Origin of the sequence: Liquorilactobacillus sp. (genome assembly GCF_047719775.1) — a bacterium.
Lineage (GTDB): Bacteria > Bacillota > Bacilli > Lactobacillales > Lactobacillaceae > Liquorilactobacillus.
Genome location: NZ_JBDNTS010000001.1, coordinates 1 through 16,721 on the forward strand (window position 1 = coordinate 1; position 16,721 = coordinate 16,721).

The 16,721-nt window shown below is 36.3% G+C and carries 14 protein-coding genes; 7 read left to right on the forward strand and 7 right to left on the reverse strand.

Annotated features, from left to right (window positions below):
• Window positions 1-316 precede the first annotated feature (316 nt).
• From ABF682_RS00005 to ABF682_RS00035, 7 genes are all read left to right on the forward strand, one after another.
• The gene (locus ABF682_RS00005) at window positions 317-1,006 is read left to right on the forward strand and encodes a Crp/Fnr family transcriptional regulator (protein ID WP_289979067.1); all 690 of its coding nucleotides are present in this window, start codon (window positions 317-319) and stop codon (window positions 1,004-1,006) included.
• Window positions 1,007-1,133: 127 nt separating this feature from the next.
• Entirely contained in the window at window positions 1,134-2,432 is a 1,299-nt protein-coding gene (locus ABF682_RS00010; RefSeq protein WP_415618605.1) for an isochorismate synthase, read from the forward strand.
• Complete coding sequence (gene menD / locus ABF682_RS00015) at window positions 2,429-4,129, forward strand: 2-succinyl-5-enolpyruvyl-6-hydroxy-3-cyclohexene-1-carboxylic-acid synthase (RefSeq protein WP_415618606.1); 1,701 nt, start codon at window positions 2,429-2,431, stop codon at window positions 4,127-4,129. The genes ABF682_RS00010 and menD overlap by 4 nt, the downstream gene beginning before the upstream one ends.
• A gap of 2 nt (window positions 4,130-4,131) precedes the next feature.
• Window positions 4,132-4,941, forward strand: coding sequence for a 2-succinyl-6-hydroxy-2,4-cyclohexadiene-1-carboxylate synthase (gene menH, locus ABF682_RS00020; protein WP_415618607.1), 810 nt, complete (start codon window positions 4,132-4,134; stop codon window positions 4,939-4,941).
• Complete coding sequence (gene menC, locus ABF682_RS00025) at window positions 4,938-6,056, forward strand: o-succinylbenzoate synthase (RefSeq protein ID WP_415618608.1); 1,119 nt, start codon at window positions 4,938-4,940, stop codon at window positions 6,054-6,056. Before menH ends, menC begins: the two co-directional genes overlap by 4 nt.
• Before the next feature lie 402 nt (window positions 6,057-6,458).
• Window positions 6,459-7,313 (forward strand): DegV family protein, encoded by an 855-nt coding sequence (locus ABF682_RS00030; protein ID WP_289979038.1) that lies wholly within the window; start codon window positions 6,459-6,461, stop codon window positions 7,311-7,313.
• 350 nt (window positions 7,314-7,663) lie between these two features.
• Complete coding sequence (locus tag ABF682_RS00035; protein WP_415618609.1) at window positions 7,664-8,164, forward strand: DoxX family membrane protein; 501 nt, start codon at window positions 7,664-7,666, stop codon at window positions 8,162-8,164.
• Between the two features lie 29 nt (window positions 8,165-8,193).
• Here the strand turns inward: ABF682_RS00035 and ABF682_RS00040 are convergent, their stop codons facing one another.
• The 7 genes from ABF682_RS00040 to ABF682_RS00070 all read right to left on the reverse strand — a co-directional run bounded on the left by ABF682_RS00040 (window position 8,194) and on the right by ABF682_RS00070 (window position 16,615).
• Window positions 8,194-8,697: a shikimate kinase gene (locus tag ABF682_RS00040; RefSeq protein WP_415618610.1), complete on the reverse strand. Its 504-nt coding sequence runs from the start codon at window positions 8,695-8,697 to the stop codon at window positions 8,194-8,196.
• 4 nt (window positions 8,698-8,701) lie between these two features.
• Window positions 8,702-9,802 (reverse strand): prephenate dehydrogenase, encoded by a 1,101-nt coding sequence (locus tag ABF682_RS00045; protein WP_289979027.1) that lies wholly within the window; start codon window positions 9,800-9,802, stop codon window positions 8,702-8,704.
• Window positions 9,803-9,806: 4 nt separating this feature from the next.
• On the reverse strand, window positions 9,807-11,114 hold the full coding sequence (aroA, locus tag ABF682_RS00050; RefSeq protein WP_415618611.1) for a 3-phosphoshikimate 1-carboxyvinyltransferase: 1,308 nt from the start codon (window positions 11,112-11,114) through the stop codon (window positions 9,807-9,809).
• On the reverse strand, window positions 11,114-11,653 hold the full coding sequence (locus ABF682_RS00055; protein WP_415618612.1) for a hypothetical protein: 540 nt from the start codon (window positions 11,651-11,653) through the stop codon (window positions 11,114-11,116). The genes aroA and ABF682_RS00055 overlap by 1 nt, the downstream gene beginning before the upstream one ends.
• A 19-nt stretch (window positions 11,654-11,672) precedes the next feature.
• Window positions 11,673-12,839: a chorismate synthase gene (gene aroC / locus ABF682_RS00060; RefSeq protein ID WP_415618613.1), complete on the reverse strand. Its 1,167-nt coding sequence runs from the start codon at window positions 12,837-12,839 to the stop codon at window positions 11,673-11,675.
• Window positions 12,840-12,853: 14 nt separating this feature from the next.
• Window positions 12,854-14,305, reverse strand: coding sequence for an MFS transporter (locus ABF682_RS00065; protein WP_415618614.1), 1,452 nt, complete (start codon window positions 14,303-14,305; stop codon window positions 12,854-12,856).
• 303 nt (window positions 14,306-14,608) lie between these two features.
• The gene (locus ABF682_RS00070; protein ID WP_415618615.1) at window positions 14,609-16,615 is read right to left on the reverse strand and encodes a KUP/HAK/KT family potassium transporter; all 2,007 of its coding nucleotides are present in this window, start codon (window positions 16,613-16,615) and stop codon (window positions 14,609-14,611) included.
• Between the last annotated feature and the right edge of the window lie 106 nt (window positions 16,616-16,721).

Here is a 16,721-nt window from a genome sequence, read left to right on the forward strand (position 1 = left end):
TTTTGCATGATATGTGGCTGCCTCGGAAACTAGAGATCCTGCAAAATTATTTTCATCTATTTTTGCAGTAATCGTTCCACGATCATAAGGAAGTTTTACCTCAACCATCTAAACTTCATCTTCTTTCTTTTTTGTTCATGAATAATAGTAACTGCTATATATATATCTTTTCTTGTCAAGAAGTATTGTCCGAAACCATTGTTTAAATATATGGTTCTTTAACATTACCATTTGATAAGATGATATGGTAAAATCAAGTGTACTATCTAATTAACAATAGTGTTAAGTATTGAAAGGGCGAAATATGACTAATAAAATGACTAACAAGGATATAGATTACCTTGTGAACTTTCTGAAGGACAAACAGATCTCAACAATTACCAAAGATTATCACACCTATTTAACATTTCATGGACTAAAGGCCGCGAGTGTCTTTATACTCAAAGATGGCATCATTAAAACTTCGGTAATTCTGCAAGACGGTAGAGAATTTAATATCTCATATATTAATCAGCCTGATGTCATCTCCCTATTACACGATGAGGCACTGCAGTATGATGAGCAGCCCTTTAATGTCCGAATTGAATCCCCAACAGCAACTTTTTACCAGATAAATCGTGTAAAATTTTGGAAGTATGTTAATAATAATTCACAGCTTCAAAACTATGTAAAACAATATTATCGGCATAGACTATCAGAAAATTTCTCGCGTCTACAACGCTTAACGATGAACGGTAAACTAGGTGCTTTGGCCAGTTTTTTAAGAGATCTCGTGCTAAAATTCGGCCGTAATTTGCCAAATAGTTCAAAAATATTAATTGATTTTGATGTTACCAATGAAGATATTGCAGGCTTTTGTGGAATTGCAACTTATGCAAGTGTTAGCAGAATGATGAAAAAGCTCAAAGAAGAGGGCGTCATTGAATTTACCCATAATGGTGAATACAGTAAACGAAGAATTGTTGTTCGTAATGTACAAAAACTAGATGATTACATTGCCTATTAAGCAGGTTTATTTTATATAGTTGTGACTTTTTTCAATACAGTTTGTCAACTATTGTGATAGAATTAGTTAATCAAGACTATTTGTATAGCAATTTTATCTCTATTAAAATATCGCAAGGACTGTTTTTATGAGTAAGAAAATCTATTACGCAAATAAAATATTACAACCTGTAAACGAGGACCGACTGCTTGCTCTAGCAAAAAAATATGATGATGCCTTTATATTCCAGACACCTGACAATCTCAAGCTCTATGCATTTGGTTCTCTTTCACAGATAGCACCTGGCAGCAGTCAAAAAAACCAATTTATTGCTGTTGCTCATTGGAAAAACCGCTTGCATTCACTGCTTGTTCCAATAAATGCAGCTATTCCCCCACAAATTGTTGGCAGCTTCAGCTTCTCACCTGCTCAAACTGGTAAATCAGTCTGGGGCAATCTAGCAAATGGTTATTTCTTTTTGCCAAAGTTTCTAATCATCATTGAAAATAATAAATATCGACTTGTAACTAGCAGTTTTAGCAAATCCAATATTGAACAAGAACAGATTACTTTTGCTGCCTTGTTTTCTACCGTTGGTCTACCCAACCAGCAATTAACCAATGCAATCGTAGCAAAGAAAGAACTCAACGTTACTGAGTGGGCTGCTGCTGTTGCAAAATTAATTAAACTTATTAAGAAAACCGACTTAAAAAAAGTTGTGTTTGCTCGAAATTTGCAAATTGAATTAGCGTATGCACCCAATCTTTATTTGTTGTGGCAAAGGCTGCAAGATACACAACCTAATACCTATCATATTCTTTTAAAACGAAAGAAAATGATTTTTCTCAGTGCGACTCCGGAACGTTTTGCAAAATTTGGTGCTGCTTATTTCGAAACTGCTGCAATTGCTGGGACGACACGTCGTGGGACAACTCCCCTAGAAGATAAACAATTAGGAGACAGCTTGCTTGTAGATAAAAAAAATCGCGGTGAACAACAATTTGTTGTCGATGACATTAGCAACAGCTTAAAAAAAGCAGGCCTAATTGTCCAGCATCCCCAGACACCAATTTTGTTAAAAAACAAAAATGTACAACATCTTTTTACTCCTATCAAAGGGACAGGTTCCTATAACTTATTTTCTTTATTGCATGCCTTACATCCGACTCCCGCATTAGGTGGCTTACCCCGTAAAAAAGCATTGATACAGATTAATAAAATAGAGCCATTCGCTCGTGGATTATTTGGGGCACCTATTGGTCATATTTCATTTGACGGTACTGGTGAATTGGCAGTCGGCATTCGCTCTGGTATTATAAACGAAACTACATTATTCTTATTTGCAGGTGCCGGAATTGTCGCCGACTCCGTACCGGAAACCGAAGTTGCAGAAACTAGAATGAAATTTAATCCAATTTTGAATATTCTAAAGGAAGATACAGAATGATACAAAATGAAACTTTAACGAGACACATCTCACTTATTCTAAATGGACTGCTGCTGCAAGGACTTACAACGGCTGTAATTGCACCCGGTTCACGCTCTACTCCTTTTGCTTTAGCGTTAGCACAGCTAGCACAACAGAAAAAAATTGAACTCTTTGTTGACGTTGATGAACGCTCAGCTGCTTTTTTTGCCTTAGGGATTGCAAAAAAAACTCACAAACCAGTTTTATTGATATGTACCTCTGGAACTGCTGCTGCAAATTTTTATCCTGCCGTCTGCGAAGCTGCAATTTCACAAATTCCACTGCTCATATTAACTACTGACCGACCGCCAGAACTCACAAAAGTTGCTGCCCCACAAGCACTTGATCAAGATCATTTTTTTGGTAACCAAGTTAAGGCTTTTTTTGAACTTCCACTACCTGAAACTAATCAGGACTCACAGACCTATACTAACTATGTGGTTCAAAAAAGTTTTCAAATTGCACAAAGCAAACCGGCTGGTCCTGTGCATCTTAATCAACCCCTACGTAAGCCCTTGATGCCCGACTTACCAATCAAATTCGAACAAGATCAACAAAAATATGTCACACTTTCAAGTACTTCGACTTTGTCTTCTAATTTGATTACAGAACTGCATACCATATTGTTGAACAAGCGGGGAATAATTCTAGCTGGACCACAACAAAGTACGACTTCTAATATTGCGCTGCTCAAATGGGCTGAAAAAAGTGGTTGGCCTATTCTAGCCGACCCTTTAAGCCAATTACGCGGAATTCCTAGTTCTAACATTATTACTTGCTACGATTCTTTGCTAAAAACCAAGTCTGATAAATTAGCTGCTTTAAGCCCAGAGGTAATCATTAGAACCGGTCAGACATTTGTTGCGGCCTCATTGGCCTCATTTTTGAAAAAAAGTCAGGCTACTATTTACTCGCTTGATGAAGAAAATAAGCTTAATGACTATACAAAAACATCAACATTTTCACTAGAGATATCAGCAGAAGACTTCTTTGAACAATTCCCACCTGTCAGCATTCCTAGTAATTGGCTCCATACATGGTCTACACTCGAAAAAATATATACTTCTGTCAATCAAATTAATTCTCTTAATATGTTAAATGAGCTAGACGTCATCAGAGTGATTTCTGCAACTGGTAGCAATGAACGTAACTTGTTTGTCAGTAATTCAATGCCAATCCGTGATGTTGATAGTGTCTTGCAGCCATTAAAGTCATTTCGTATCTTCTGTAATCGTGGAGCAAATGGAATTGATGGGATTGTGTCGACCGCTCTAGGAGTCAGTGCAAAGTCCACCGAGAACCTTTTATTAATTGGTGACTTAGCGTTCTTTCATGATATGAATGGTTTAATGATGGCAAAAAAATATCATCTGAAAATAAAAATCATTGTTATTAATAATGATGGTGGTGGAATATTCTCATTTCTCCCTCAAGCTGACAGTTCAAACTTTGAGGAAGTCTTTGGGACACCACTGGACATTGACATTGAGCAAGTTGCTAAATTATACCACGCACACTACTCACTAGTTGCGACTGTGCCCAGCTTAATAAAGTGTTTGAGTAGACCTGCACAAACGCTTGAAATTATCGAAGTTAGGACTGATAGAAACGATAATGTTAATCTTCACCGAGAATTAATTAATCGATTTGCAAGCCAAATTGCGAAGGAGTTCTAATAATGTTTTTTAAAACTAAATTTGCAAAATATTACTATCTAACAATCAAAAATAGTGTTGCACCATCTTGCTGGTTACTTCTTCACGGCTTTATGGGATCGCATAAAGAATATCTAAATATTGCAAAAAAACTTCCAGGAATAATTATTATTCCAGATTTGCTAGGGCATGGGAAATCTAATAGTGATAGTAACACTAACTCCTTCTCAATTGAGCAGCAAGCTGATGATTTGGCCGCATTATCCAGACAAATTGCTACACAAAAAATCAATGTCTGGGGATACTCAATGGGGGGACGCCTAGCACTTGCGCTAACACTAAGACATCCTGATCTTGTAAATCAGCTCTACCTAGAAAGTAGCACTGCTGGAATCAAAGACGATATTGCCCGTAAGAATAGAATTAATAATGACCGACAGTTGGCTTCTCGTTTGCAAACAGATGGACTTACTGATTTTGTGAATTTTTGGGAGAGTCTTCCACTATTCAGTAGTCAAAAATTATTGCCTCCCAAAATACAAAAATTTGTGCGTACACAACGTCTGCAACAATCTAATACAGAACTGTCTAAAAGCCTTTTAGGAATGGGAACTGGTCAAATGCCTAATTACTGGGACAAGCTGTCTTCCTTGCAGGTCAAAACTACGCTTTTTACCGGTGAACTTGATTCTAAGTTCAACAGTATTACACATGATATGCAACTCCTTATTCCTAATTCTGAGCGATTTGTCATATCAGGTGCTGGACATAATGTTCATCTGGAAAAGCCTAATGAGATTTTAGCAATAATATACAAGAAGAAATGTCTATGAAAATTATAGAGATGCACTTACTCCCCGTAAAGCTCCAATTAAAAAACACTTTTGTTAGTAATCATGAGACGGTTTCAAGGCGGGAGGTTTCAATTATTGGATTGAAAAACGATACAGGTATTTGGGGATATGGTGAACTTGAAGCCTTCTCTACACCTTATTACACACCAGAAACTCAAAGATCGGCGCGCCTAATCATTAAAGAAACACTTGGCCCTTTATTAAAGAATGTTCAAATTAATCAGCCTGAAGAAATAACAAATATTTTTAGTGAAATTGCAGGAAATCAGATGGCAAAAGCGGCTATTGAAACAGCAGTATGGGATCTTTTTGCAAAAATACAAAAGAAATCGTTAGCTGTACTAATTGCACAAAAAATACATACCAAGTCTCGGCGCAATGTTCCAGTAGGAATCAGCATCGGTGCCAAATCTTCTTTTGCAGAACTAAAAAATGCAGTTATCTCTGCAAATTATCAGGGTTACCAACGAATCAAAATCAAAGTGACCTCAGTGGAAGAACTCAATCTTATCAAAAAGATACTGCAAGTATTCCCAGATTCAACTTTCATGATTGATGCAAATTCAAGCTTCAGCCTAAAGATAGCATCTAAACTAGCTGAGATTACAGCACCCAATCTAGTAATGATTGAACAGCCCTTGCGCACAACTGATTTTGTTGATCATTCTATACTTCAAGCAAGGATTACAACCCGGCTTTGCCTTGATGAAAATATTTTTTCATTAGATGATGTAAGAACCGCATACACACTTAAAAGTGCACAAGCAATCAATTTAAAACTTGCACGGGTTGGTGGAATAGCAAATGCATTAGCAATAATAAATTTTTGCTGGGAACATGGACTCTTAGTGTGGTGCGGCGGTATGCTCGAAGCCGGAATTGGACGAGCAACTAATTTGGCTGTTGCAAGTCTGCTTGGATTAGACTTTCCTGGTGATATTTCAGCATCTTCGCGCTATTATTCCAAGGATGTTATAACATCTGAGTTCATGCTTGCACGTGGAATGCTCTCGGTTCCACTTGGATTAGGTATCGGAGTTACTCTTACTCCTAAATATCAACAAGCACTCCAAGATACGACTTCTTTTCTGTAATTTCTATTCTTTAAAAAAAACCAAAAATATCGTCACAAATAATTCACAATTCCATTCTATAATTTATTACATACCCTGGTAATATATCTTTTTCTTTTCCCCCTGTTGTAAGAGTTGATGACTCTCACAACAAATGATGTCTAAGTCTTTAACGCTCCCCCAAGTGTTGAAATCTTTTAGATGTCATAGCAGGCACAGTCACTGTTGATTGTGCCTTTTTTATTGTCCTTAATGAGTATAATCAATAACTTGATTCCCTCATTTCTGTTATAATTTACGTAGTGTAATTAGTAGACATCTAGACTTAAGGTTTACATGATATTGAATCATAAACTATTTAGCGTATAATAGATAATGTTAATAAATAAAAAAACAGATTAAAAAATCTAAGGAGCATACAGTATGACTAAATCCATTAAAATTCTGACCGATTCTTCAATTCAACTAACACCCGAAGAATTAAAAGAATATTCAATCAATATCATTCCTTTGTCCATTGAGATTGAAGGAAAAACGTTCGTAGATGGAGAGAACATCTCACGTCAAGAACTTATTGACCATCTTCGTGCTGGAAGATTTCCTAAAACCAGCCAGCCTGCCTTGGGGAAGTTTGTGGAAATGTATGATGAACTTGGTGCGGATGGCAGCTCAGTTCTTGCAATTATGATTTCTGATGTTTTAAGTGGCACTTGTGCAACTGCACAAACTGCAGCTAATATGACAGAAACTGAAGTAACTGTTATTAATAGCAAATCTACAGATCGTGGTCAAGCATACCAGGTAATTGCAGCTGCAAAAGATTTGGCAGCAGGGAAGAGTATTGAAGAAATTAAAAAACATTGTCTAGAAATTCATAAACGAACCAGAGTTAATGTTCTAATTGATAATCTAGATTGCCTAGTAAAAGGCGGCCGTGTAAGTCGTCTGGCAGGTACCCTAACAAAATTGATTAATCTCAAAATTATTGTCGAATTAGGTGACAAAAGTCTTGACCCTGTTGTAAAAGGTCGGAGCAAAAAGACCTTCGTTAAATTCTGCGAAGATCTTGCTCAGCGTCACATTGATAACCCCATTATTGATTTAGCTCTTTCTCATGTTGATCCAGAACCTGAATTTATAGAAAGACTAAAGGAAACGATATTAGGCGAAGATAGCAATGTCCCATCACTAATAAAACTAACTAGTCCGATCATCATGACACATACAGGATTAAATGCTATTGGTGTAATTACCCTGTCGGAGAAGGAAGATCAATAAAATATATTATCAGTTTTTCATGTCATAACAAAAAGTATAATTATTTGTTCAAGTAATTTGGACTTATGAACCACATTTGTCCTGAAAAACATGGCATCGGAATCAAAATCTGATTTTTTGCCTCAGTTTCTCCTACATTGATATTGGATACTTTAAAAATATTCCCAGATTAGTAACTCTAGCTGACAGTGCTATTCAACAAATCTCATTGTCTAATACAATTTACTCTAATCAATTCTTCTAATAAATTAAATACTTGTGTACTTTTTCACTTTTCTTTACAAATACATCACTTATATATATACTTACATTATGAAAGCGAATTCGGTGGTTATTTTGGAGGGATAATAATGATAAAATGGTTACGCAGTTCAAATATAAGCGGTCTGTTATTAGCAATTATTAGAGTTTATTTGGGTATCTTATGGCTGATGTCTGGCATTGAAAAAGTTGGCGGTTTTACCGCTGAAAAATTTATAGCTGCAGCAATCAAGAACCCCGTTGTTGGTCCAACAGGTCATTCTGTATACGGCTGGTTTACTTCTATTCTAGAAAGCTTCGTTGCACCAAATATCGGTATTTTTAATTTTCTAGTAGCTTGGGGTGAGGTATTCATCGGACTCGGCTTAATCTTTGGAGCTTTCACCACAGCAGCTACATTCTTTGCACTCATGATGAATTTCAGTTACTTGCTAGCTGGAAGTATTTCAGTCAATCCGCAATATATTTTCCTCGAATTTATAGTTATTATCGCTGGATATAACGCTGGAAAAATTGGGCTAGATCGCTTTATCATCCCATTTATCCGTGAAAAAGTCCCTTTTCTTAAAAATTCGGTTGAAGGCTACTGAGTTTTTAGTAACTATCACACTTTTATAGATCAATGTACCAATAAATACTTGTAAATTTGTTCCGTGATGTCTAATGGTGATCGATCATCTGTATTTATGCTTAAACTGGCACATTCTTGATAAAAAGGCATTCTTTTAATTTGTAATTCTGTTAGTTGCTGCACTGACATTTGGTTTGCAAGTGGTCTTTCTTCGCTTTTACCCACTCGCTCTAAGATTGTACTTGTTGAAGCTTCCAGCAGTATTACAGGAGTCTTTGCCGCTTGTAAAATTTTTAGATTTCGTATACTAATTGGAGTTCCTCCACCTGTTGAGAGGACTCCATTTTTGTTTAATTGCTTTAATAAAGTCTTGTGTTCTAATTCACGAAACCTTTTCTCACCATAATTTGAAAAGATTTCTTTTATTGTTTGTCCAGTATTTTCAACAATTTCTTGATCTAAGTCGGTGTGCGGTACCACTAACGTCTCGGCAAGCAACCTTCCAATTGTTGTTTTTCCGCTTCCCATAAAACCTATTAAGATCGCATCCATTACTCTATCTCTCCTCGACGATTTGGTATTTTTGATTTATAAGTACTTCTTTTGCCTTCTCACAGTCATTTTCTTTCATAAATGTAAGTTGCAATACACCATCAATCTCTTCTCGAATTTCTAAAATCTGCAGATTAACTAAATTAATTTTATTATGTGCTAACAATGCTGTCACTCTTGCAATCACACCTAATTTATCTGGTATATTAACAAGTAAATCGTAAAAATTTGGCAGCCTATATTCTTTTTGATTGCTTAATTTATCCCGGCTATTCTTTGCTTGAGCAAATAAATTGTAAAGATTTTCTTGATTACCAGTACTTAAATCATTTTGTACTTCTAAAAGCAACTGCTGGTATTTTGCCAATTGCTTTGTAAGTATTGCTGCATTTGTCTTTAAAATCGCACTCCACATGTCTGGATCAGAAGATGCAATTCTCGTAATCGATTTAAAACCACCAGCTGCCAGCTTCATTCCTAATGCTGAATCAGAAAATTCATCCTGAGTACGATTTACCAGAGTTGCTGCAATAATATGCGGTAAGTGACTGATTTGTCCTACTAATGTATCATGTGTGCCTGCATCAATTTTAAACCATTTAACATTTGTTTCTTGTAACAGTAACTGTAACTTTTCGACTTGCTCATTTTTTGTTTTTGGTGCTACCAAAAAATAGAACGCATTCTCAAATAAATCTGCTCTTCCAGCTGTAACGCCCATTTTATGGGATCCGGCCATTGGATGACCACCAATAAAAGTCACAGTTGGTTGAACCAATTCTTCAGCTGCTTTTGAAACTGCTTGCTTTGTGCTCCCTACATCTGTAATAATCACACCTGGTTTCAACTGCAGTTTGCTTAATTCATGCAGCGTTCTAATAATTTGATCTACTGGAGTTGCCAAAATAATGATATCGGCTGTTTTAACAGCTGCAAAATTTCTCGCAGCCTTATCAATTATTTTATTTGCAATTGCGTAATTCAAAGTTTCTTCGTCTGTATCCGCTGCAGTAATCACAATTTCTTGCTTCTTTTTTTTAATTGCCCGTGCAAGTGAGCTACCAATTAAACCAAGTCCATTGATAAAAACCTCCGTTGTACTCATCACATCAACTCCTGCCATTTAATAATGATTTTAAATCTACAAAAAATGATGGGTATGAAACTGCAATCGCTCCTGAATCATTGAGATACAACTCCTGATCTGTACGCAAGGCAGCAACTGCCATCATCATCCCAATACGATGATCTCCATGACTATCCAATACATTTGTATTAGTCTCCCAACTTTTTCTTCCATGAATTACCATCCCATCTGGTAATTCATTAATCAACACACCTAACTTACTTAACTCTTGTATAACTGTTGCAATCCGATCTGTTTCTTTTACGCGTAATTCTGCTGCACCTCTTATTTCACTCACTCCATCAGCACATGCTGCCAGTAACGCTACCAGTGGCAATTCATCAACCAATGCTGGGATATCATTTTCCGCTATCCTAATCGATTTTAGAGCGCTTGTCCTAATTTCAATATCTCCGTAACTCTCATCTTTGTTTTCTTTATAGAAAATCCTAAAGTTTGCTCCCATTTGTTCTAAAACTCTTAAAATCCCAGTTCTAGTTGGATTCAAACTTACATTTTTCAAAAGCACTTTTGAATTTGGTACAATTGCCGCAGCTACCAAGAAAAAAGCAGCTGATGATATATCTCCAGGGACATTAATTACTTGTCCTCTTAATTTATCAACTGGTTTTATATTAATTGTTTTTTGATCACTTTGAGTTGTGATATCTGCTCCAAATTTACGCAGCATTAACTCAGTATGATTTCTTGTTGGTAGCTTTTCAGTTACTGTCATCGGTGCATCAGCTTGTAATGCAGCAAAAATAACAGCACTTTTAACTTGTGCACTTGCCACCTGTAACTGAATATTAGTTCCATGAATTTTACTACCTGTAACGACTGCTGGAAGGGTTCCCCGCTTTGTTGTTGCAATTTTTGCACCCATTTTAGAAAGCGGATCAGCAACTCTTTTCATCGGTCTTTGTGACAAAGACTCGTCTCCTTGCAGGCTACTGGTAAAATTCGTTCCTGCAAGCAACCCCATTAACAGCCTGGTTGTCGTTCCTGAATTACCCATTTCAAGTGATTGTTCAGGACTTTTAAGGCTCCCAATTCCCTCTCCGTGTACAATTACCTGTTCTTTATTTTCTAAAATTGTTACACCGAGTTGTCTAAGTGCATTTAAAGTACTCCGACAATCCTGTGACCACAAAAAATGATTAATGACTGTTTGCCCTTCACTTATTGCGCCTATCATTAATGCTCTATGTGAAATACTTTTATCTCCAGGAACATTAATTATTCCATGTAACCCTCCTACAGGAAAGGTATCTAATTTAATTTTCCTCACTATAGCTGCTCCTTAACAATCTGATATACCACCCAAACCATCTGTGGCTTGAATCTTTTTAGAACAATTTCATCTTTTCTTAGATAAATATTTTTAGTATTAGTAAGTACATATTGGCCATTCTCTAAATACTTTTGATAAGCAAGATACTTGCTTCCTGTACACTTTATTTCAGTAGGTTCAACAACCTGACTCATTAAGTCAGCTAATGCCGCGTGAGTATAGGCAACTCCACTGTTGCATCTTCTATTTTCTAGCAATATTAATGGTGATATTTCAAATATAAAGCTCGTAACTAGCTTTAAGCGGTTAACATTGCGATAGTGAAAGTCACCCCAATCAATACCTAATTTGCTAGACTTAAATGCTGTAGGCATCACAATATACTCATTTTGATATTTTGATATTTGTGTTATTAACTTTTCAAAACTCGTATGCAGCTGAATTTCGACAGTTTGATTTACTAAATACTGTTCAATATAATAAATTGTTGCTGCATAGCTATCCGTTTGCTTTGGACCAAGCGTGTGTATTCGCAATTTAATCTCCTCTTACGTCCTAAAAATTCCGAACTTCTTGCCGATAATCAGCAATCTGCCTTTTTAAGCGCTCTAAGTTACTTCCTTCAAAAGTCTCTAGAATCTCTTTAGTTAATTCAATTGCAACTACACTTTCGACAACAATTGAAGCCGGTACAATTGCTGTGGTGTCGGAACGCTCAACATTAGCCTTTTGTTGCAAGTGTGTCTCGATGTTGACTGTTTGCAGTGCCTTGTATAGAGTTGGTATTGGCTTCATCGCAGCAAAAATCACCACGGGCATTCCGTTAGTCATTCCACCCTCAAAGCCTCCTAAATTATCACTCGTTCGTGTCCATCCCGAAGTTTTGTCCCAAGTAATTGGATCCATAACCTGACTTCCAAATTGACCAGCAACTTCAAATCCATCTCCAATAGAAACACCTTTCATTGCATTTATTCCCATCACAGCTGCTGCTAGTTTCGCATCCAACTTAGTATTCCATCCAGTGTAACTTCCTAACCCTGCTGGCAAATTGTTCACAACTACTCGAATGATTCCGCCAAGAGTATCCCCATTTTTTTTAGTTTTATCTATTAATTCATGAATTTCAGTGACTCTTTGATTGTCGATAATTCGCAAATCATTTTGTGAAATTTTATCCATAATTGTTTCTGAATCGGTTGAACGACCCCCTAAGACCTTAATCGAACCAATCTGCTCTACATATCCAACAATACTAATATCCAATTGCTTCAAAAGTTGCTTGCAAATTGCTCCGATTGCTACACGCATTGCAGTCTCTCGTGCAGAAGATCGTTCCAAAACATTTCGTAAGTCATGCTGCCTGTATTTCATCCCCCCAACTAAATCTGCATGTCCTGGACGTGGTCGTGTGACTTTTCTTAATGTATTTTGTTTTGTTTCAATACTACTTGGATCCATAATTTTAGACCAATGAGCGTGGTCAATATTATTAATCATTAACGCAATCGGTGACCCTAATGTTTTTTGATGGCGCACACCGCCCACAATTTGAACAGCATCGTGCTCAATTTTTTGGCGATTTCCTCTCCCATAGCCACCTTGTCTAGCTGATAATTGCTGATTAATTTGCTCTATATCAATCTCCACTCCCGCTGGAAACCCCTCTAATATTCCTGTTAATTGCGGGCCGTGCGATTCACCAGCTGTTAGATAGTTCATTTAAAAATCCTCCTCTAATTTATTAGATCATCTTTTTTTAGATTTTCTGCCTCATATGTTCGTGAATTTTTCATAATATGCCGATAAACATCTTGCAAGTATGGCGTTAACCTCTCATTAGAACTCTGCGCTGAAATTTTGCTAAGCACTGCTTCTTCACGTTTTTCATCTAGAACTACTTGTTGCTTTAAAACTTTTATTCTACCAACCAACTTAACTTGTTTAAAACGATACTCAAGCAAGCGGACTACCCAGTAATCAATTAACGTAATTTTCTTCCTAGTTTGCTCAAGATTCATTTCAGACCCTAGAACTATTCGCACCCCCACAGAAAGTAAAAGTCCAATCAGAGCCATCAGCAAGTCAAATTCCAAGACTGCTCTGATGGTATTCTTTGACAACCATCCAGTAATTAATGGAATTGAAAAGGATGCTAAACTGCCAAAAGTAAAGAAAATTCCAGTAATTAAGCCTTTATGTTTTGAAAATAGTTTTAGAAATAGATTTAACCCTGTCTGCATAATACCGCCTGCAGCACTCATTCCGAATACTAGTGAAGCAATACTAACTAATAAGCTATTATTAGTAAAATTAACCACTAACAGACTTATTAAGCTCAAGCAATTCAATGAAATTAAGAGTACAGTTTCAGCAAGATGTTTGCGCAATAGCAAGAAGACAATAATGACACCGATTATTGAACCTATACTATACAATGAGAGCAGTAAATGTGCCTGCAAATTACTAAAATGCAGCTGTTTTTCTGCATATAAACTAATCCATTGTGTGTATACTATCATCAAAGCCATCGAACTATATCCGTAAAGGGAAAGCAAAACTGCTAATCCTTTTCTGCGCCAAGCTGGAAGATGAGCAAATAATTGCTGTTGAACTTCCTGATTAAGATTTTTTTCTGGAAATTTTACTGGGAATAGGATTATCGCATTTAAAACTAAAATAATAACTGCAAGTACAAATGACCAGCCAAACCACAGCTTGTTAACCTCCAAGAAAGAAACAACTAACGGTAAAATAAATTCGCCTGCTGACATAAAAGCCTTAATCAAAATATTTGAAGCCCCATTGTTGGTTCCCATTTCAAGAAAAACAGGGTATGTCCCTGAATCAAGTGCTGAATTTGCAATACCTGCTAGAATCGCCAGCAAATATGCGGCAACAAAATCTTTAACTAACAACATTCCGATAAAGAAAATAAAATAACTACCAATTCCAATGTAAATAAAACTCTTTCTTCCGTACCGGTCTGCTAGACTACCCAATAATAAATACGCAGCTAGCCGACCGATTCCAACACCAGAAATAACATATGAAACAACTGCTAAGGGCTGACCCCATAATTTCCCAAGCTCCAGCATATTTTGAGCCAAAATTATCAACCCAATTCCATGAACAAAATAGTTCAGATATAACCCCAATGTTAGTCTTTTTCGTTTGCTCGTTTCCATATTATTCCTCCTTTATAATAAAATAAAAAACCAGCTAGATTTTTCATCTAACTGGTTTTAACCGATTATTCAACAAGGAATCAGTCATATTACCAATTAGACTACTACAAGTCTAGCCGGCAAAAAATGACCTTGCGCACCCAGACACGGACGTCCCGTCCGTGCCGCGAAACACGAACGCTACTTAAAGTAGGCAAAGCCATAATAATATGAATTTAAGCGCTTCGTATGAATACACATTTAATAGATCCTTCCTTTGTTTTATTTATTTTACATTAAAACACCTTATAAATTAAAAGTCAATTATTTATTTTTCTTTGGATTAAAAACTACATCTTGTCTAAGAACAGGAATCCTTCTCCTCTTTAAAAATAACGGAACTTTTTCAATTCTGACATCGCTAAATTCTAGACCAAACCATTGAAGTGGTGTCGTACTATGATTCTGCAAAAAAATTCGGCCTGTTATTAAGAATCTGCGCCAAGCCCCAATTTGTGAATTGGGCGACAACAGTTCTTGAATCAACACGAAACAAAAGTCGCCAACAATTCTTTTATTTAATGTTGTATATTTTTGCGGCTGTTCATCTATAATATCATCATCCATTAATTCCTGAACTACCTGTCTCAAATAAAGATTGACGCTATGGTTTGCCTTGAAACCTAAAAATAGCTGTAAATTCACAATATTTCTCGTTCCCATCATATCAACGGTATAATAACTCGTGTATGGCTCGTTCGTGGTATTTACAGTCACAAACCAATATACTTTTGCTCTTTTTGGTTGCTTATCCAATATCGAATACAGTATCTCACGCTTGATTGAATAATTCTTTGCAACTTTAGCAAGCATCACTAGGTTACTCATGAAGAACGGAATACTGTCATCATTTGATAACTCAATGAGCTGTGCGCGGTAATCTAATAAAGAAACAGTCTCCGATTCATCCATAAGATTATTTTGAACACGATTACCATAAAACCAAACAATCATTATTAGCAAAATAATCAATGTTATGATGACCGATACAAAACCACCATGCATGAATTTGACAATACTAGCAATAAAGAAAATAGTCTCAATTGTTAAAAATATACAAGTAATCAAAATGGCAAAAATATGTGACATCCTCGATTTAATAAATTGGTACAATAAAATAGTTGTCATTAGCATAGTAACAGTAATTGCCAATCCATATGCAGCTTCCATATGTTCCGAACTCCTAAAATAGAGAACGATGATGGTTGTACACCCCGCTAGCATCCAATTGACAGGAAAAATATAAATTTGGCCCCTAGATAAACTAGGGTGAATCACACGAAGTCGCGGCAAAATTTTGAGTCCAATAGCCTCCTCAACTAAGGTGAATGATCCTGTAATTAATGCTTGGGAAGCAATAATTGCAGCAAAAGTTGCAAGAATAACCACTCCCACCCTGAGATTGGCGGGTAGCATATCAAAAAAAGGATTAATTGACTTAGCTGGTAAATTACCTAATCTACTATGCTGAATTAACCACGCACCCTGTCCAAAATAATTCAAGATTAGAGCAATAAAAACAAATGGCCATGTAATGTATATATTTTTTCTCCCCACATGTCCCATGTCCGAATACAAAGCCTCTGCACCAGTAGTTGCGAGGAAGATACTGCCAAGAATAAATATTCCAACCGGATTGGCTTTGGAAAATAAAAAGGTAAAACCATAAAATGGGGAAAGCGCCCTTAATACTACCCATTCACTCGTCATATTTAGTATTCCAAATACTGCTAAAAAAGAAAACCAAATAACCATTATCGGTCCAAAGGCTTTTCCTATGAAATTGGTTCCAAACCGCTGAATCAAAAACAAAAATAATAAAATAACAATTGTTACAAAGATAACCTGATCCTGATTACCAATCAAAATATCTTTCCCAATTTTTATTCCTTTTAATCCTTCTACCGCACTAGTTACGGTCACAGCAGGAGTTAATGTCCCATCAGCCAAGATTGCAGCTCCCCCAACTATTGCAGGGATAATCAACCATTTCGTCTGCTTTTTCACTAAAGCATATAATGCGAAAATCCCACCTTCACCTTTATTAGAGGCTCTTAGTGCTATCAAAACATATTTGATGGTTGTAACTATCATTAGTGTCCAAAAAATTAATGACAGACTACCAATAATGTATTCGGGTGACAAATTATTGCGATCTCCTGCATCCCCAATTAAAGCATTCATAACATATAACGGTGAAGTTCCAATATCACCATAAACTATTCCCAATGTAATTAATGAGCCTAAGACCAGACTTTCCTTTTTCTTCATATCCTTATCTCTTTTCCAATAAACATAATTATTATAGGACTACTTTCTAAAAAATTGTTCTACAAATAACCTATTAGGATAGCACTAATAACAGTCATTAATGTAT